The 16448-nt window shown below is 61.8% G+C and carries 20 protein-coding genes; 11 read left to right on the forward strand and 9 right to left on the reverse strand.

Annotation, left to right across the window (positions count from 1 at the left end):
- Positions 1-143 precede the first annotated feature (143 nt).
- The 3 genes from J7557_RS07875 (at position 144) to dnaJ (ending at position 4173) form a co-directional block, all read left to right on the forward strand.
- Positions 144-476: a hypothetical protein gene (locus J7557_RS07875; RefSeq protein ID WP_291419050.1), complete on the forward strand. Its 333-nt coding sequence runs from the start codon at positions 144-146 to the stop codon at positions 474-476.
- 245 nt (positions 477-721) lie between these two features.
- The gene (dnaK, locus tag J7557_RS07880) at positions 722-2629 is read left to right on the forward strand and encodes a molecular chaperone DnaK (RefSeq protein ID WP_291419052.1); all 1908 of its coding nucleotides are present in this window, start codon (positions 722-724) and stop codon (positions 2627-2629) included.
- A 407-nt stretch (positions 2630-3036) separates the two neighbouring features.
- Positions 3037-4173 (forward strand): molecular chaperone DnaJ, encoded by a 1137-nt coding sequence (dnaJ, locus tag J7557_RS07885; protein ID WP_291419054.1) that lies wholly within the window; start codon positions 3037-3039, stop codon positions 4171-4173.
- 263 nt (positions 4174-4436) lie between these two features.
- Here dnaJ and J7557_RS07890 read toward each other — a convergent pair whose 3' ends face one another.
- Entirely contained in the window at positions 4437-4844 is a 408-nt protein-coding gene (locus J7557_RS07890; protein WP_291419056.1) for a lactoylglutathione lyase, read from the reverse strand.
- 124 nt (positions 4845-4968) lie between these two features.
- Between J7557_RS07890 and J7557_RS07895 the strand changes: the two genes are divergently transcribed.
- Positions 4969-5514, forward strand: a complete 546-nt coding sequence (locus J7557_RS07895) for an NADPH-dependent FMN reductase (RefSeq protein WP_291419058.1) — start codon at positions 4969-4971, stop codon at positions 5512-5514.
- Positions 5515-5517: 3 nt separating this feature from the next.
- Positions 5518-6123, forward strand: coding sequence for a histidine phosphatase family protein (locus J7557_RS07900; RefSeq protein WP_291419060.1), 606 nt, complete (start codon positions 5518-5520; stop codon positions 6121-6123).
- On the opposite strand, the gene J7557_RS07905 is transcribed toward J7557_RS07900, so the two are convergent.
- A complete protein-coding gene (locus J7557_RS07905; protein ID WP_291419062.1) occupies positions 6120-6554 on the reverse strand; it encodes a winged helix DNA-binding protein in 435 nt (144 codons plus the stop codon). The genes J7557_RS07900 and J7557_RS07905 overlap by 4 nt on opposite strands.
- 155 nt (positions 6555-6709) lie before the next feature.
- Here J7557_RS07905 and pyrF point away from each other — a divergent pair, with 155 nt between their 5' ends.
- Together pyrF and J7557_RS07915 are read left to right on the forward strand one after the other, a co-directional pair.
- Positions 6710-7411, forward strand: a complete 702-nt coding sequence (gene pyrF, locus J7557_RS07910) for an orotidine-5'-phosphate decarboxylase (protein ID WP_291419064.1) — start codon at positions 6710-6712, stop codon at positions 7409-7411.
- Entirely contained in the window at positions 7408-8175 is a 768-nt protein-coding gene (locus J7557_RS07915; RefSeq protein WP_291419579.1) for a TIM barrel protein, read from the forward strand. The genes pyrF and J7557_RS07915 overlap by 4 nt, the downstream gene beginning before the upstream one ends.
- Positions 8176-8370: 195 nt before the next feature.
- Here the strand turns inward: J7557_RS07915 and J7557_RS07920 are convergent, their stop codons facing one another.
- Positions 8371-9372: an adenosine kinase gene (locus J7557_RS07920; RefSeq protein WP_291419066.1), complete on the reverse strand. Its 1002-nt coding sequence runs from the start codon at positions 9370-9372 to the stop codon at positions 8371-8373.
- Between the two features lie 224 nt (positions 9373-9596).
- Positions 9597-10157 carry a TetR/AcrR family transcriptional regulator gene (locus J7557_RS07925; RefSeq protein ID WP_291419068.1) on the reverse strand — a complete coding sequence of 187 codons (561 nt, stop codon included), beginning with the start codon at positions 10155-10157 and terminating at the stop codon, positions 9597-9599.
- A 57-nt stretch (positions 10158-10214) separates the two neighbouring features.
- On the opposite strand from J7557_RS07925, the gene J7557_RS07930 reads away from it, so the two are divergent.
- Positions 10215-10667, forward strand: a complete 453-nt coding sequence (locus J7557_RS07930; protein WP_291419070.1) for a DUF2214 family protein — start codon at positions 10215-10217, stop codon at positions 10665-10667.
- Positions 10668-10827: 160 nt separating this feature from the next.
- Here the strand turns inward: J7557_RS07930 and nth are convergent, their stop codons facing one another.
- Positions 10828-11502, reverse strand: a complete 675-nt coding sequence (nth, locus tag J7557_RS07935; RefSeq protein ID WP_291419072.1) for an endonuclease III — start codon at positions 11500-11502, stop codon at positions 10828-10830.
- 45 nt (positions 11503-11547) lie between these two features.
- Between nth and J7557_RS07940 the strand changes: the two genes are divergently transcribed.
- Together J7557_RS07940 and J7557_RS07945 are read left to right on the forward strand one after the other, a co-directional pair.
- Complete coding sequence (locus J7557_RS07940; RefSeq protein WP_291419074.1) at positions 11548-12036, forward strand: DUF2244 domain-containing protein; 489 nt, start codon at positions 11548-11550, stop codon at positions 12034-12036.
- Between the two features lie 75 nt (positions 12037-12111).
- Positions 12112-12981: a bifunctional helix-turn-helix domain-containing protein/methylated-DNA--[protein]-cysteine S-methyltransferase gene (locus J7557_RS07945; RefSeq protein WP_291419076.1), complete on the forward strand. Its 870-nt coding sequence runs from the start codon at positions 12112-12114 to the stop codon at positions 12979-12981.
- Positions 12982-13128: 147 nt separating this feature from the next.
- Here the strand turns inward: J7557_RS07945 and J7557_RS07950 are convergent, their stop codons facing one another.
- Positions 13129-13743, reverse strand: coding sequence for a 2,3-bisphosphoglycerate-dependent phosphoglycerate mutase (locus J7557_RS07950; RefSeq protein ID WP_291419078.1), 615 nt, complete (start codon positions 13741-13743; stop codon positions 13129-13131).
- An 11-nt stretch (positions 13744-13754) separates the two neighbouring features.
- On the reverse strand, positions 13755-14567 hold the full coding sequence (dapB, locus tag J7557_RS07955) for a 4-hydroxy-tetrahydrodipicolinate reductase (protein WP_291419080.1): 813 nt from the start codon (positions 14565-14567) through the stop codon (positions 13755-13757).
- Positions 14568-14712: 145 nt separating this feature from the next.
- Between dapB and J7557_RS07960 the strand changes: the two genes are divergently transcribed.
- Positions 14713-15063, forward strand: coding sequence for a VOC family protein (locus J7557_RS07960; RefSeq protein WP_291419082.1), 351 nt, complete (start codon positions 14713-14715; stop codon positions 15061-15063).
- Positions 15064-15174: 111 nt separating this feature from the next.
- On the opposite strand, the gene coaA is transcribed toward J7557_RS07960, so the two are convergent.
- On the reverse strand, positions 15175-16128 hold the full coding sequence (gene coaA / locus J7557_RS07965) for a type I pantothenate kinase (protein WP_291419084.1): 954 nt from the start codon (positions 16126-16128) through the stop codon (positions 15175-15177).
- Complete coding sequence (locus J7557_RS07970; protein ID WP_291419086.1) at positions 16128-16445, reverse strand: phosphoribosyl-ATP diphosphatase; 318 nt, start codon at positions 16443-16445, stop codon at positions 16128-16130. The genes coaA and J7557_RS07970 overlap by 1 nt, the downstream gene beginning before the upstream one ends.
- Between the last annotated feature and the right edge of the window lie 3 nt (positions 16446-16448).

Here is a 16448-nt window from a genome sequence, read left to right on the forward strand (position 1 = left end):
AAGCGGGGATCTCAGGGGCGAAGAGAGATTCCCGCTTTCGCGGGAATGACGCAGAGAATCTGGCCCCACTTGGCGGAAAAATTCGGGCGTGGCAGATATGGCCGTCCGGGCGCGATGTGCGACCGGTTTGAGGGCAATTTCAAATGAAGACCGAACTGCTGGGCGCCTTTGCCGCCCTGGCATTTGTGGCTGGCGTCGCGCCGGCCGCCGCGCAGACCGTTGAATTCACACTGATCAACGAAAGCTCGCAGGCGCTGCACTATTTTTATACCTCGCCGAGCAATGACAACAATTGGGGCTATGACCTCCTCGGCGACAGCGGCACGCTCGAATCCGGCTATAACGGCACCGTGACGATCGGCGACGGCTCGGAAGAGTGCATCTATGACTTCAAGTTCGTGATGGACAGCGGCGCTGAGCTGATCGAGCCGGGAATCGATATTTGCAGCCTCGGCAGCTACACAATCACCGACTGATCACGCGCTGATTAAGAAAGGCGCTGCCTGGGGTCGTCGGGCAGCGTCTTTCTTTCTCGCAAAGGCATTTCGGGGCATTTCTCGCCGCCGACGCGCTTGAAGCCCCAAGCGCACCCCCCTATATACGCCACGAGGCCCGAGAACGGGCAAATCAACCTACGAGGGACCCGGCCCCACAAGGGGCATGAGGCTGCTTTGCGAAAAGGGCTTCGCGAGTGGGTTCGCTATGAAGAGAGGCTAGTTTTATGGCAAAAGTCATTGGTATCGACCTCGGTACAACCAATAGCTGCGTCGCCGTCATGGACGGCAGCAATCCCAAAGTGATCGAAAATGCCGAAGGCGCCCGGACGACCCCGTCCATGGTCGCTTTCTCCAAGGATGGCGAACGCCTTGTTGGCCAGCCGGCCAAGCGCCAGGCAGTCACCAATCCCGAAAACACCCTGTTTGCGGTCAAGCGCCTGATCGGCCGCCGCTATGACGACAAGGTCGTGGCCAAGGACAAGGGCCTCGTGCCCTTCAAGATCGTGGCCGCCGACAATGGCGACGCATGGGTCGAAGCTTCGGGCGACAAGTTCTCCCCGAGCCAGGTTTCGGCCATGGTGCTGCAGAAGATGAAGGAAACCGCCGAAGCCTATCTCGGCGAGACCGTCACGCAGGCTGTCATTACTGTCCCCGCCTATTTCAACGATTCTCAGCGCCAGGCCACCAAGGACGCAGGCAAGATTGCCGGCCTTGAAGTGCTGCGCATCATCAACGAGCCGACGGCAGCTGCGCTTGCCTATGGTCTCGACAAGAAGAATTCCGGCACCATCGCGGTCTATGACCTTGGCGGCGGTACCTTCGACGTGTCGATTCTCGAAATCGGCGATGGCGTCTTCGAAGTGAAGTCGACCAATGGCGACACCTTCCTCGGTGGCGAAGACTTTGACATGCGTCTCGTCGACTATCTTGCCGACGAGTTCAAGAAAGAGCAGGGCATCGACCTGCGCAACGACAAGCTCGCTCTGCAGCGCCTCAAGGAAGCTGCCGAAAAGGCCAAGATCGAACTTTCGTCCTCGACCCAGACCGAAATCAACCTGCCCTTCATCACGGCAGATGCTTCTGGTCCGAAGCACCTCACCCTCAAACTGAGCCGTTCGAAGCTCGAATCGCTGGTCGACGACCTGATCCAGCGCACCATCGAGCCGTGCAAGCAGGCCATGAAGGATGCCGGCATTTCCGCAAGCCAGATCGACGAAGTCGTTCTCGTTGGCGGCATGAGCCGCATGCCCAAGGTCCAGGAGGCCGTAAAACAGCTTTTCGGCAAGGAACCGCACAAGGGTGTCAATCCGGACGAAGTCGTGGCGCTCGGCGCTGCCATCCAGGGCGGCGTGCTGCAGGGCGACGTCAAGGACGTGCTGCTGCTCGACGTGACCCCGCTGAGCCTCGGCATCGAAACGCTGGGTGGCGTGTTCACGCGCCTCATCGACCGCAACACCACGATCCCGACCAAGAAGAGCCAGACCTTCTCGACCGCTGAAGACAATCAGTCTGCCGTGACCATCCGGGTCTTCCAGGGCGAACGCGAAATGGCGGCAGACAATAAGCTGCTCGGCAATTTCGACCTCGCCGGCATTCCGCCCGCACCGCGTGGCGTGCCGCAGATCGAAGTGACTTTTGATATCGACGCCAACGGCCTCGTGAACGTGTCCGCCAAGGACAAGGGCACCGGCAAGGAACAGCAGATCCGCATCCAGGCTTCTGGTGGTCTCAGCGACGCCGACATCGAGAAGATGGTGAAGGACGCCGAAGCCAATGCCGAAGCCGACAAGCGCAAGCGCGAAGCGGTGGAAGCCAAGAACCAGGCCGAATCGCTCGTCCACTCGACCGAAAAGTCGCTGAAGGACTATGGCGACAAGGTTTCGGCCGAGGACAAGAGCGCGATCGAAAGCGCGATCAACGACCTCAAGGCCGTGCTCGATGGCGACGATGCCGAAGTGATCAAGGAAAAGACTTCGGCTCTCGCCGAAGCCTCGATGAAGCTCGGCGAAGCCATGTACAAGGCCAGCCAGGCGGAAGCCGAAGCCAAGGCCAATGGCACCCGCGATGAGGACGACGAAGACGATGTCGTCGACGCCGACTTCGAAGAGGTCAAGGACGACGACAAGAAGTAAGCTTTTGTCATTTTTGAAGAAGGGCTCGGTGGCGACACCGGGCCCTTCTTGTTTGTGGAAGCATCCCCCTCATCCGGCGCTACGCGCCACCTTCTCCCCGATGGGGAGAAGGATGGGCCGGTGCCTTTGGGGGGCTCGGTGCCTTTATTCCTCTCCCCATCGGGGAGAGGGTGGATCGCGCGCAGCGCGAGACGGGTGAGGGGGTGTTCCACGTGAATCACGCTTACTGCGTCAGCAAAGTTGCCCCTTTTGCGCACTCTTGCTAAAGCACTTGCAACACGGCCCTACATCTTGCCGACCCCAGGCCCCTTGCGGGTTGTGGGGTCGATTGCCATCTAGGGACGAATGACTGGGCTTGCCTAAGCGGGGCGCGGGAAAAGCGCGACCGGCTGTTTCGGAGAAGATTTTTGGCCAAACGCGATTTTTATGAAGTGCTCGGCTGCCAGAAGGGCGCAGACGAGGCGACGCTCAAAAGCGCCTATCGCAAACTCGCCATGCAGTTCCATCCGGACCGCAATCCCGGCAATGCCGAGGCCGAGAACAAATTTAAAGAAATCAACGAAGCCTACGATACGCTCAAGGACGGCCAGAAGCGCGCCGCCTATGATCGGTTTGGCCATGCTGCCTTCGAGCAGGGCGGCGGGCGTCCCGGCGGCGGTTTCGGGCCCGAATTCACCTCGTCCATGTCCGATATCTTTGAGGACATCTTTGGGGACTTCATGGGCGGCGGCGGCCGTCGCGGCGGCGGCGGTGGTGCCTCAAAACTGCGCGGCTCGGACCTGCGCTATAATCTTGAAATCTCGCTCGAAGAGAGTTTTGAGGGCCGCACGGTCGAGATCGACGTGCCGACGCTGGTTGGCTGCGACACCTGCGAAGGGTCGGGCGCCAAGCCGGGGACCGGCACGCATACCTGCCGTCAATGCAATGGCCATGGCAAGGTGCGTGCGGCGCAGGGCTTTTTCACCATTGAACGCACCTGCCCGGTTTGCCAGGGCCGCGGCCAGATGATGGACCAGCCCTGCACCGATTGCGGTGGCCAGGGCCGTCGGCAGGAGAACCGCAAGCTTTCGGTCGATATTCCGAAGGGGATCGAGGACGGGACGCGCATTCGGCTTGCCAATGAGGGCGAGGCCGGGGTGCGGGGCGGCCCGCCAGGCGATCTCTATATTTTCATCTCGATCAAGCCGCATGACCTGTTCCAGCGCGATGGCGCGGACCTTTATGCCCGCGTGCCGATTTCGATGACCACGGCAGCCTTGGGCGGCGAATTCGAAGTGCCGACGCTCGATAGTGCCCGGGCCAAGGTGAAGGTGCCGACAGGAACCCAGCCGGGGCAGCGCGTGCGGCTCAAGGGCAAGGGCATGCCGGTGTTGCGGTCAAAAGATATCGGCGATCTCTATGTGCAGCTCGATATCGAGACGCCGCAGAATCTGTCCAAGCGTCAGCGGGAATTGTTGGAAGAGTTTGCCGAGCTTGAGACGAAGGATACGAGCCCGCAATCGGGCGGGTTCTTCGACAAGCTGAAAAAAATGTTCGAAGCCTAAAATGAAATCCCCGCGCGAGCGGGGATTTTTGTTTCTGGGGTCCGGGGCGAGATTCCCGCTTACGCGGGAATGACGTCGCGCTTGACCGTGGCTGGGCCACACGCGTCCAAGCGCTGGGCCGTCACCCCTCATCCGGCGCTGCGCGCCACCTTCTCCCCGATGGGGAGAAGAATAGGCGGTGGCTTCCTCTTATTCCTCTCCCCATCGGGGAGAGGTGGCTCGGGCGCAGCCCGAGTCGGTGAGGGGGGCGACAGTCGATTTCCTCACTCAGTCGGCATGCCGGACATGTCCATCCAGACATATTCCCAGACGTGGCCATCGATATCGGCGACGGCGCGGGAGTACATAAAACCCATGTCCTGGGCATCGCGCACTTCCGTGCCGCCGGCTTTCAAGCCGGCTTCGGCGATGGCATCCACCGCTTCGCGGCTGTCGCGCGAGAGGGCGTAGAGCGCCTGGGTTTCCTTCTTGGCGTCTGCAATCGGCAGGCGCGCGAATTGCTTGAATTTTTCGTGGGTGAGGACCATCACGAAAATCGTCTCCGAAATGACGATGCAAGCGGCGGTTTCATCGGTGAAATCGGGATTGTGATCAAAACCCAGCGCCTTGTAATAGGCCATGGAGGCGGCGAGATCGGCGATGGGAAGGTTGACGAAAATCATCGAGGGCATGGTTCTCTCCAATAGTTAGGCGTTTTCTTAAGTCATTTTGGATTGCCTTGGCCAAGTCAATCCTCTTGCCTTCGACGAGTGAGCCAAGCCATTTTCGACAGCCAGCAGAATTTTCGGAGTCAACATGAAGACAGCGCTCACCCTTTCCGGTTCTATCCGCAAGGGCTCATACAATCGTGTCCTGCAGCAGCATATGGGCCGAGCCCTGACGAAGGCGGGGGTTGAGGTCACCGAACTCGACTTGATGGATTTTCCCATGCCGATCTTCAACGAGGATCTCGAGGCCGATTCCGTGCCGGAGGCGGCGGTGAAGCTGGCCGAAATGTGGCGCAGCCACGACATCGTCTTCATCGCGACGCCGGAATATAATGGGGGGGTATCGCCGCTGATCGTCAACACCATCACCTGGATCAGCCGGCAAAGGCCGAGCCCGTTCCGGCATGCCGTGTTTGGGATTGGTGGGGTCAGTTCGGGGAAATATGGGACCATCTGGAGTCTCAGCCATCTCAGGGACTCGCTCTCGAAAGTTGGAGCACTGGTGGTGCCGACGCTCTTAGGCATCGGGCCGGCGGAAGAGGCGCTCGATGAGGCAGGTAATCCGGTGGAACCGGTGATCATCCGCAAGGTTGAACAGATGGTGCACGAGTTGACGCATTTTTCGCGGGGCTAAGCGATGAAGGCTCTCTATCTGACCCATCCGCAGGTGCGCATGGATGCCAATGTGCCGGTGCCGCTCTGGGGACTTTCCGAAGAGGGGCGGGAGAGAGCCGAAGCTTTTGCAGCCCGACGGATCGTTCCGGCGGGCACTTTTGTGTTTTCGAGCCGGGAGACCAAGGCGCTGGAACTGGCCGAGATTGTTGCCGCGCAGGCGGGGACGCCGGTATTGGCCGATCACCTGATGGGCGAGAACGATCGCAGCGCTACGGGATTCTTGCCCCCGGCCTTGTTCGAGGAAACGGCGGATCGGTTCTTTGCCGAGCCAGAGGTGAGCGTCGATGGCTGGGAAAAGGCAGGGGATGCGCAGCGCCGGATCGTGGAAACGGTGCTTGCTGCCCTAAGAAGCGTGCCTCCCGATACTTCGGTGATTTTCTGCGGGCACGGGGCAGTCGGGACGCTGCTGAAGTGTCACCTTGGCGGACGGAAAATTGCGCGCAGCGAGGATCAGAGCCGGCATGGCCACCGGGGCGGCGGCAATGCCTTTGTGTTCGATGTGAACGGTACGGCGCTGCACACCGAATGGATGGCGATGGAAGACCTGCCGGACGAGTGGTGGCGCTAGGCCTTCTTTTCACCCAGCGCAAAAAGATCGAGGGCGTCGGTCAGGGCTTCGGTGAGGCGATCGAGGCGGGCCGGATCGGTTTCGAGCTGGCGCAGGCGATTGGGGCCAGCGAGGGGAACGGCGCTTACGAGGTCGAGCCCCTTTTGGGTGATGGCGACGAGGCGGGCGCGGCGATCGCGCGGGTCGGTGCGGACCACGCAGAGATCGAAGCGGCGGAGTTCGTCGATGGACTGGCCCAATGTGGCCGCGTGCATGTCGAGGCCCTTTCGCAGCGCGGCTAGGGCCATGTGCGGGCGTTCGGCCAGCGTGTGAAGCACGGCGAGTTGCAGGCCGGTAATGCCGTGGCGCTGTTTCAGTTCGAGATGGAAGGCGGCGATGGCGGAATCGAGCCGCATCCAGGCGACCAGGGTGGAAAGGGCCTGCTGCTGCATTTTGCTTTCAGAATAGAGATGAATCGGCCGTCTTATGACGGCATAGGATTTTTCCCGCAAGGTGTTATGGCGGCATAGGGTCGGCGATTTCGTCTTGCCGTGGCGTCGGCGATGTGCGACCCCAACCCAAATCAGCGACAGGAAGGGATTTTGCCATGGCCGGCCATTTGATCGTGGGGCTCGACGTTTCGACGCGCGCCCGTGCCGAGGAGATCGTCACTGCGCTGGGTGATACGGTCGACTACTACAAGATCGGCTATCAGTGCTTTTATGGCGCTGACGGCTTTGCACTCGGCAGGGATCTGATCGCAGCGGGCAAGAAGGTGTTTTTTGACCTGAAACTGCTCGACATCGACAACACGGTCGAAAAGGGCGTCGCGGCGATTGCGGCGACCGGCGCGGCAATGCTGACGGTGCATGCCTATCCCAAATGCATGAAGGCGGCGGCCAAGGCGGCGGCAGGGTCTGACCTCTGCGTGCTGGGGGTGACGGTGCTCACTTCCATGGACGATGCCGATGTGAAGGAAGCCGGCTATGAGCGTGATGCGGCGGGGCTGGTGGCCCTGCGTGCGCAGCAGGCCAAGGAAGCCGGAATCGGCGGCATTGTTGCTTCCTCGCATGAGGCGGAAATGGTGCGGACCATTCTGGGGCCGAAGATGGCGATTGTGACGCCGGGCATTCGGCCAGCGGGTGCAGCCTTGGGCGACCAGAAGCGGGTGATGACGCCGGCCGAAGCGCTGGCCGTGGGCGCCAGCCATCTGGTGGTGGCGCGGCCCATCGTCGAGGCGGCGGACCCGGCAGCGGCGGCGCGGGCGATCCTGGCCGAGATGGCTGGGTCAGGGACGCGGTTGGCCTGATGCGTTACTCGGCCTGTATCGAAATGCTGTTCGTGCCGGAGACGCCTGATCCGGTAGAGCGGGTTCGTCTCGCCAAGGCGGCGGGTTTTGAGGCGGTGGAATTCTGGCTGTGGTCGAACAAGGACCTCGATGCCATGGAGCGCGTGCTAGGTGAGACTGGCGTCAAGCTGGCCGGGATCGTGGCGGAGCCTTTTGCCGAGCTGACGCGCGAGGGGGACCATGATCGGTTTCTCGCGGGCCTCGAGAAGAGCCGGGATGTGGCGCTGCGGCTTGGGGCGGGTGTACTTATTTGCCAGTCGGGACCGCTGCTGCCGGGGATCGAGCGGGCGAAGCAGCACGAGGGGCTGACGATTGCCATGCAGCGTTCGGCCGAGGTGTTGCGAGGGTCGGGAGTTCGCCTGGGGCTCGAGCCGCTCAATGATCGGGTGGATCATCCGGGCTATTATCTCACCAGCACGGTTGAGGCGCTCGATATCATGGATGCGGTCAATCGGCCGGAGATCGGTATCACCTATGATCTCTATCATTCCATGGTGATGGGTGAGGTGCCCGAAGAGGTGATTGGCGAGCGCGCAAGGCACATTGTGCATGTGCATGTGGCGGACCATCCTGGGCGCAATCAGCCCGGAAGTGGTGGGCTGGATTTGAAGCGGCCGCTCAAGTGGCTGCAGGGGCAGGGCTATGATGGCTTTGTCGGGCTGGAGTTCCGGCCGACGGCGGGGACGGATGCGGCGCTGATGCAGATGCGGGCGAGTTTGGGCTAGGCCCCGTTCTTCCCCTCGCCCCTTGTGGGAGAGGGACAGAACAATCCGCGTTCAGCGGGTTGTTTAGGGTGAGGGGTTTCTCTCATCCGCAGAGGAGTTCGCTCAGGCTACGCAAGAATACCCCTCATCCGCCCTTCGGGCACCTTCTCCCACAAGGGGAGAAGGGAGGTTCTGTGGATGGGGTGGCGCTGGGACCTAGCCCGCCAGACCATGCTGCCGCGACAGATCTTGCAGGTCGAGCTGTGGCCGGGCGCCGATGTGGGAGATGACTTCGGAGGCGGCGAGGCACCCGGTCTTGAGGGCGGATTCGAGGTTTTGGCCGCGGGCCATGCCGAGGAGGAAGCCGGAGGCAAAGAGGTCGCCGGCGCCGGTGGCATCAACCACCTTGTCGATCGGGAAGGCCGGAACAGAGACGACTTCGCCATTGTAGACCGCCATAGCACCCTCGGCGCCCATGGTGATGGCGGCCAGTTCGGCATCTTGCGCAATGGCGCGGACGGCGGTGCCGAGATCGTCGGTTTCGTAGAGCGATTTCAGCTCGTGGACATTGGCGAAGACGTAGTCGATCGTCTTGGAGCGAATGAGGTCCAAAAATTCGGCGCGGTAGCGGTCGACGCAGAACGGGTCCGATAGCGTGAAGGCCGCGGCGCGCTCATGCTTATGGGCATAGTGGGCGGCGAGCACGAAGGCCTTTTTGGCTTCGACCGGGTCCCACAGAAAACCTTCCATATAGGTGATGGCGGCGCCGCCGATTTCGTCGGGGCGGATATCGGCTTCGGTGAGCTGGTGGCAGGCACCGAGATAGGTGTTCATGGTGCGCTCGGCTTCCGAGAGGAAGATCATCGAGCGGGCCGTCAGCGCGCCGTTCTTGAGGCGCGAGGTGTTGTAATAGACGCCGATGGCGTCGAGATCGTTTTCGAAGACATCGCCAAGCGGATCGTCGGCGACCTTGCCCACGAAAGCGGCGCGGCCGCCGAGCGAGGCGACGCCGGCGGCGGTATTGGCGGCGGAGCCACCGGAAATCTGCTGCCGGGTGAGCGGCATTTTTGAATAGAGGTCTTCAGCCCGATCGGTATCGATCAGGTGCATGATCCCTTCCTTCATGCCTTCGCGCTCGATGAAGCCGGGCTCGACGGGAGCAATGATGTCGACAATGGCATTACCGATCGTCAGCACGTCGAAGCGGGTCTGGGTCATGCGGGCAGTCCGGGATGAGGAAAATCGGGAGAGGGTTTAGCGCAGGCGGGAGGCGGGGGCAATGTTTTGGGTTTTTGGGTCCGAAATCACCCCCTCCCGGCCTCCCCATCAAGGGGGAGGTGAAGGGACAGCGGTTTTGATGAGAACGTGCCAAACACTCGATGCGGCACCTCCCCCTTGATGGGGGAGGATGGGAGGGGGTGGGGCCAAGGTCGCCGAACCCGCTAAAGACTCCCGATAATTTCGGCGATCAGCGCCTCGGTGTCTTCGCCTGCGCGCAGGGCGATCTGGCCGTCGAGGAGCAGGATGGAAAGGCCGTGGACCTTGGCCCAGGCGGCGAGGGCTTTAATGCGGCCCGTTTTCATGTCGCCGCCGACGACGTGGCGCAGGGTATCGAAGGCGGCGTCGGCGGCCATGCGCAGGCCGGGGCGGCCGTCTTTCTTCAGCTGGGGTGAGAACATCAGGCGGAAGAGATTGGCATTGCTCAGCGCGAAGAGCACGTAGGTCTTGCCCATGGCGGCCATGGGGTCGGCCGGATTGCTCGATGCTACCGCTTCCATGGCGGCGGAAAAGCGCTGGAATCCGGTGACGGCGAGCGCTTCAAGGAGGGCAGCGCGGGAATCGAAGTGGCGATAGGGCGCAGCGGCGGAGACGCCGACGGCGCGGGCGAGGTCACGCAGGCCGAGGCCGGCTTCGCCTTCCTTTTCCAAAATGATCAGCGCGGCTTCGAGCAAGGCCTGGCGCAGATTGCCGTGATGATAAGGCGAATTGAGGGATGTTGACATTGTTTACATGAGGGGATTAAATGTGAGCACCGTTAACACCCTGACGAGGCCAGCGCAATGGACTGGAATTTGATATTGGCTTGCGCCCACCATCTGGCGGTTTTTTCGCTAGTGGGGATTTTTGCGGCAGAGTTTGCGCTGATCAGGCCGGGGCTGGGTGGGGCACGGCTCGGGCAATTGGCGCGGATCGATGCGGCCTATGGCGCGATGGCAACCGTGGTGATCGCCGTCGGCGTCCTGCGCGTTTGGTTCGGGGGCGTCGATCCCTGGTATTATCTCGGCAATCACGCTTTTTGGGGGAAGATGGCACTGTTCCTGGTGATGGGGCTGCTCTCCATCCAGCCGACCCTGGCGATCAGGCGCTGGGCGAAGGCCGGCGAGGGGGTGGCTGATTTTGTTGTACCAGCAGGGGAGATCGGGACGAGCAGAAGGTTCGTGCATCTGCAGGCGGGGGTGCTGTTGCTGATCCCGATTTTTGCAGCGGCTATGGCGCGGGGGTATGGGAGCTAGGGCCTGTGGCTCTCGTCACCCCCTCCCAGCCTCCCCCATCTAGGGGGAGGTGCCAGATCGAGTTTGGGGCACGATCCCGCCAAAAACTACCGTCCCTTCACCTCCCCCTAGATGGGGGAGGACGGGAGGGGGTGGGGCAGCAGGTGCGATGATCGAACGCTTATGCGGCCCTTGGCAGCGGCGATTTTGGTTCAAAAAGACACCACTCGCTGATCGGGCAGCGCCAGCATTCGGGTTTTCGGGCCTTGCAGATGTAGCGACCGTGAAGGATCAGCCAATGGTGGGCATGGAGCATGAAACGCTCGGGGATCTGCTTTTGCAGCGCCAGTTCCACCGCCAGCGGCGTCTTGCCGGGGGCGAGGCCGGTGCGGTTGCCGACGCGAAAAAGGTGGGTGTCCACCGCAATGGTCGGCTGCTTGAACCAGATGTTGAGCACCACATTGGCCGTCTTGCGGCCGACGCCAGGCAGGGCTTCGAGGGCTTCGCGATTGTCGGGGACTTCGCCGCCGTGCTGGTCGAGGAGAATCTGGCTCAGGGCAAAGACGTTCTTGGCCTTGCCGCGATAAAGCCCAATAGTTTTGACGAGTTCGGTGATCTGCTCGACGCCCAAGGCCACCATGGCTTCGGGCGAGGGAGCGAGTTCGAAGAGACGTTTCGTTGCCTTGTTGACGCCGGCGTCGGTGGCTTGGGCGGAGAGGACGACGGCCACTAGCAGAGTATAGGCGTTGATATAATCGAGTTCGCCCTTGGGCTCGGGCTCGATCTCATGGAACCGCTCGAAAATCGCCTCGGCCTGGGCACGGTTTAGTTTTTTCACTTTTTTAGGACTTGGCATTCTCTCGCCCCCGAATCTCTGCCAATATTTCAGGGCGAGTCCATCATGCCAATGCAAACCAGCACAACGACTAGTCCCCTGTTTTCGGCCACACTGCGGCCGGACAGATCGCTGCGCGCTGCCGGTGGCTGGATTGGTCTTGCCGTTGCCGGCCTTTTGGGCCTGCCCTTCTTCCTGGTTGCCGTGCCGGAATTTTTGCTGCCGGGCGTGCTTGGTTTTGCCATTGCCGCGGCCGGCCTCGTCGCCTTTTCGCTGCGGCAGGCGCGGCGCTCGCGGTTGACCGAACAGATTACGGTCTGGCCCGGCCAGATCGAGGTGGTCACTGCGGGTCGGGGCGGGGACAGGCAGATGCGCCGGTTCGACCCCAAGAAAGTGCGGCTGGTGCTTGATCGGGACGAGAACGAGCGCACGACCGCCATGTATCTCAGCCATGGCAATGAACGCATCGAGATCGGCGCTTTTCTCGCGATCAACGACAAGTCGAGTTTTGCCCGCGCCTTTGGGCAGGCCATGCGCAAGGCGCGCCAAGGCTAGACGCGTCAAAACCGGGTCGCGAACCGCTATCTTCCCGGACTAAAAGGGGCAAAAGCTCAATTGAAAGATACGGCCATGAACCAGCTTGCCCATATCGCCCCGGCCAGCGACTACGACACCATTCGCGCGGCTATTCGTTATCTCAGCGAGAATGGCCCTGATGCGACCGATCTCGGCAAATTTTCGCGGGCCCTCGGGCTGACCGAGCGGCAGTTGACCGATCTCTTTCGGCGCTGGTGCGGGCTCAGTCCAAAAAGTTTTGCGCAGGCGGTGGCGCTCGACCACGCCAAGTCGCTGCTACGCGACAAGGCGAGTGTCTTGGACACGACCTATGAAGTGGGGCTGTCTTCCACATCGCGGCTGCATGATCTCTTCGTGACTTATGAAGCCATGCCGCCGGGGGTGTTCCGCGCCGGGGGTGAGGGGATCGACATGTTCTGGGGCGTGGCGCCATCGCCCTTCGGGCTCGCCGTGGTGACGGCCACGGAATACGGCATGTCGGGCCTGGGCTTTGCCGACCAGGATATGACGGTGGAAGAGGCGTTTGCCGATTTGGCCAATCGCTGGCCGAAGGCGCGGTTTACGCGGGACGACGCGCGGATTGCGCCCATGGTGGCGCAGGTGTTCGAGCCGGGGCGTTGGTCGCCGGATCGGCCGGTGCGGGTGGTGCTTATCGGGACGGATTTTGAGGTGAAGGTCTGGGAGACGCTTCTCAAGATTCCGTGCGGGCAGGCGGTCACCTATTCGAGCGTCGCCAATCATATCGGGCGGCCGACGGCGTCGCGGGCGGTGGGCGCGGCGGTGGGCAAAAATCCAATCAGCTTTGTGGTGCCGTGCCACCGGGTGGTGGGAACGTCGGGCGCGCTGACTGGCTATCACTGGGGCGTGCCGCGCAAGCGGGCTATTCTCGGCTGGGAGGCCGGGGTGGTTTCGGCGGCGCATTAAGCGCCGTTCGAACTTTGCGTTTCACGTGAATCCTCTCCGCCACAACGTCATTCCCGCGAAAGCGGGAATCTATTTTTCGGCGCGAGAAACAGAGATCCCCGCTTTCGCGGGGATGACGTTGTGCGTGTGGTGAGGCGGGACGAAAGCTTAGAGCTTCAGACGCTCGACCAGCTTGCCGTCAGGACCGATCTTGTAGACCGTCGGTTCACCCGTGGCGATTTCACGGGCCAGGATTTCGTCTGGCGTAAGACCTTCGATGGCCATGACGAGGGCGCGGAGGGAGTTGCCGTGGGCGGCGATGAGAACCGTCTTGCCGGCCTTCAGCTGCGGCAGGATTTCGGCGTCGTAATAGGGCAGGGTGCGCGCTGCGGTGTCCTTGAGGCTTTCGCCGCCCGGAGGGGGAACGTCGAACGACCGGCGCCAGATCAGCACTTGCTCTTCGCCCCACTTGGCGCGAGCGTCGTCTTTGTTGAGGCCCGAGAGATCGCCGTAGTCGCGTTCGTTGAGCGCGACATTGCGGGTGATCGTCACGTTGAGGATGCCCATCTCTTCGAGGATGAGATCGAGCGTGTGCTGGGCGCGGCGTAGGGCCGAGGTGTAAAAGAGGTCGGGCGCGAATTTTTGTGCCTTGAGCGCCTTGCCCGTGGCGCGGGCTTCGCCTTCACCCTGCTCGGTGAGGTTGGGATTGCGCCAACCGGTGAAGAGGTTTTTCAGGTTCCATTCGCTCTGGCCGTGGCGGACCAGGATCAGTGTGCCGGACATTCTTTTGTTCCCTAGTCGTTGAGGCCGAGGACGTCGGCCATGGTGTAGAGCCCTGCAGGCTGGTGGGTGGCCCAGAGGGCGGCGCGGACGGCGCCGTTGGCGAAAATGGTGCGGTCCTGGGCGCGGTGATTAAGCTCGATACGCTCGGAGGGACCGGCGAGGATAACCATGTGGTCACCGATGACATTGCCGCCGCGCAAGGTGGCAAAGCCGATGGAGCCGAATTCGCGAGGGCCGGTGTGACCATCACGGACGCGGACGGAATGGTCCCGAAGAGAAATGTTGCGGCCCTTGGCGGCGGCTTCCCCCAAGAGAAGCGCCGTGCCCGAGGGCGCGTCGACCTTGAGGTTGTGGTGCATCTCAAGCACTTCGACATCATAGTCGGGGAGGGCCTGAGCGGCCTTTTCGACGAGGACGGCGAGGGTGACGACGCCGGGGGAAAAATTGCCCGACTTGACGATGCGCGCCCCGGCCGCGCCGGCTGCGCCAATGGCGGCGTCGTCGGTTTCCGAACAGCCGGTCGTGCCGATGACATGGACGAGGCCCTTGGTCGCGGCGAGTTTTGCGAGGGCGACGCTGGCGGCGGGTGCGGTAAAATCGATGATGACATCGGCCTGGTCGAGCAGGGCTGAAACGTCGTCGGTGACGGTGACGCCGAGTGCGTCCACGCCCGCAAGCGTGCCGGCGTCCTTGCCGATCGAGGAGGCGCCGGGTCGATCCACCGCGCCGACGAGTTTGAGACCATGGCTTGCCGCTACTGCCCTGATATTGGCTGATCCCATGCGGCCGCCGGCTCCGGCGACAATGGTTCTGAGCTCGGTCATGCCTCGTCTCCAAATATAGTCGTCAACGCCTATATCAGTGCCATGGCCGGCCGCCAACTCCATGCGGCGATTGGATGAATGCTTCGCAATCGACACAATCGGCGGGAGACTCTAGGCTGGCACAAAGCGAACACATGGACCCGCAATGACCATCACCAATGCGCTGGCCAGCATTGCCGTCGACAGTCTCCCCGAATCCCTCGTCTGGTATGAGTATCTGTTCGGCCGGAAAGCCGATGCGCGGCCCATGGCCGACGTTGCCGAATGGAAGCTGCCGGGGGGCGGCTGGGTGCATGTGGCGACCGATGCGGATCGCGCGGGGGCGAGTGTTCTTACTCTTATTGTCGACGATATCGCTGATGAGCTGGGGCGGCTCGAAATGTTTGGGATCAAGCCAGTGGCTAAGGCGATCGGACATTTCTTCAGCACCGCAAAGCTGCGCGATCCCGATGGCAATCTTATTGTGCTGAGCCAACCGCAGCAGGGGACGTATTAGGCTTTCAATCCACCGCGTCATTCCCGCGAAAGCGGGAATCTTCTTGGGCTGGAAACAGAGATCCCCGCTTTCGCGGGGATGACATCGTGGGTGAGGGGGGGCCGACGGGCCTCAGACCCTTCTCAAACTGACATTCTCGATCAGATGATCTTTTCCCTTTTTGAGGATCAGGTCGGCGCGGCCGCGGGTGGGCAGGACATTGTCGACGAGGTTGCGGAGGTTAATCGAGCGCCAGACCTGGCGGCCGAAGGAGCCGGCCTCTTCTTCGCTCATTTCGGCAAAGCGGCGGAAGAAGGAGGTGGGGTCCTTGAAGGCGGTTTCTCTGAGGCGGAAGAAGCGCTGCATGAACCAGGCTTCGAGGTCGTCATTGTCGGCGTCGATATAAACGGAAAAATCGAGGAAGTCGGAGGCGAAGAGGATCGGCTTTCCGGTTTTCGGCAATTCGCCGGCCTGCAGGATATTGAGGCCTTCGACAATGAGAATGTCGGGGCGATCGACGGTGATTTCGGTGCCGGCAACGACGTCATAGACGAGGTGGGAATAGACCGGCGCCTTTACGTCGGCCTTGCCCGATTTGATATCGGCCAGGAAATTGACGAAGCGGGCGCGGTCGTAGCTTTCCGGAAAGCCCTTGCGCTCCATCAGGCCTTTTTCGGCGAGGATGGCATTTGGGTAAAGGAACCCGTCGGTGGTGACGAGATCGACGCGGGGGCTGTTTGGCCAGCGCGAGAGGAGCGCTTGCAGGATACGGGCCGTGGTCGATTTGCCCACGGCGACCGAACCGGCGACGCCGATGATGAAGGGCACTTTCAGGCCATGCGGGGTCTGCAAAAAGCGCGACTGGACGTTGTGGAGGCCCTGGATGGCTTCAACGTAATACGAGAGAAGTCGCGAAATAGGCAGGTAGACCTCTTCGGCTTCTTCCAAGGAGATCGGGTCAGTGAGGCCGCGCAGGCGATCGAGATCGCCCTGGTCGAGCGTCATGGGCTGGCCGTCGCGCAGCTTGCTCCATTCGGCCTTGGTGAAATGGTGGTAGGGGTCGAGCGCGGGGGAACGAGGCGCCATTACTGCTTTTCCGATCGGGAGGCTTTTTCGGCAAGGCCGGATTGGGCCGTGCGCGCGTCGAGCTCGGCCATGACTTCGCCGAGCGGAATGTCGGCTGCCTTGAGCACCACGAGGAGATGGTAGAGGAGGTCGGCCGACTCTTTCACCAGCTCTGCCCTGTCGCCGGTGACGGCGGCAATGACGGCTTCGGTAGCTTCTTCGCCGACCTTTTGGGCGGCCTTGTTCATGCCGCGGGCGATGAGTTTTGCGGTGTAGCTTTCCTCAGGTGAGGCAGCAGCGCGGATGGCGATGCGGGCTTCGAGTTCTTCAAGGGTCATTTT

The organism is Devosia sp. (assembly GCF_017744655.1).
Classification (GTDB): Bacteria; Pseudomonadota; Alphaproteobacteria; order Rhizobiales; family Devosiaceae; genus Devosia.

What these genes read in the sequence shown, in the direction of transcription:
- J7557_RS07930 (WP_291419070.1), top strand. Translation starts at nt 10,215, where the DNA reads ATGGACTGGAATTTGATATTGGCTTGCGCCCACCATCTGGCGGTTTTT.
- J7557_RS07875 (WP_291419050.1), top strand. Translation starts at nt 144, where the DNA reads ATGAAGACCGAACTGCTGGGCGCCTTTGCCGCCCTGGCATTTGTGGCT.
- dnaK (WP_291419052.1), top strand. Translation starts at nt 722, where the DNA reads ATGGCAAAAGTCATTGGTATCGACCTCGGTACAACCAATAGCTGCGTC.
- J7557_RS07925 (WP_291419068.1), bottom strand. Translation starts at nt 10,157, where the DNA reads ATGTCAACATCCCTCAATTCGCCTTATCATCACGGCAATCTGCGCCAG.
- J7557_RS07895 (WP_291419058.1), top strand. Translation starts at nt 4,969, where the DNA reads ATGAAGACAGCGCTCACCCTTTCCGGTTCTATCCGCAAGGGCTCATAC.
- J7557_RS07950 (WP_291419078.1), bottom strand. Translation starts at nt 13,743, where the DNA reads ATGTCCGGCACACTGATCCTGGTCCGCCACGGCCAGAGCGAATGGAAC.
- J7557_RS07970 (WP_291419086.1), bottom strand. Translation starts at nt 16,445, where the DNA reads ATGACCCTTGAAGAACTCGAAGCCCGCATCGCCATCCGCGCTGCTGCC.
- J7557_RS07900 (WP_291419060.1), top strand. Translation starts at nt 5,518, where the DNA reads ATGAAGGCTCTCTATCTGACCCATCCGCAGGTGCGCATGGATGCCAAT.
- J7557_RS07940 (WP_291419074.1), top strand. Translation starts at nt 11,548, where the DNA reads ATGCCAATGCAAACCAGCACAACGACTAGTCCCCTGTTTTCGGCCACA.
- nth (WP_291419072.1), bottom strand. Translation starts at nt 11,502, where the DNA reads ATGCCAAGTCCTAAAAAAGTGAAAAAACTAAACCGTGCCCAGGCCGAG.
- J7557_RS07945 (WP_291419076.1), top strand. Translation starts at nt 12,112, where the DNA reads ATGAACCAGCTTGCCCATATCGCCCCGGCCAGCGACTACGACACCATT.
- coaA (WP_291419084.1), bottom strand. Translation starts at nt 16,128, where the DNA reads ATGGCGCCTCGTTCCCCCGCGCTCGACCCCTACCACCATTTCACCAAG.
- J7557_RS07920 (WP_291419066.1), bottom strand. Translation starts at nt 9,372, where the DNA reads ATGACCCAGACCCGCTTCGACGTGCTGACGATCGGTAATGCCATTGTC.
- J7557_RS07890 (WP_291419056.1), bottom strand. Translation starts at nt 4,844, where the DNA reads ATGCCCTCGATGATTTTCGTCAACCTTCCCATCGCCGATCTCGCCGCC.
- dapB (WP_291419080.1), bottom strand. Translation starts at nt 14,567, where the DNA reads ATGACCGAGCTCAGAACCATTGTCGCCGGAGCCGGCGGCCGCATGGGA.
- pyrF (WP_291419064.1), top strand. Translation starts at nt 6,710, where the DNA reads ATGGCCGGCCATTTGATCGTGGGGCTCGACGTTTCGACGCGCGCCCGT.
- J7557_RS07905 (WP_291419062.1), bottom strand. Translation starts at nt 6,554, where the DNA reads ATGCAGCAGCAGGCCCTTTCCACCCTGGTCGCCTGGATGCGGCTCGAT.
- J7557_RS07960 (WP_291419082.1), top strand. Translation starts at nt 14,713, where the DNA reads ATGACCATCACCAATGCGCTGGCCAGCATTGCCGTCGACAGTCTCCCC.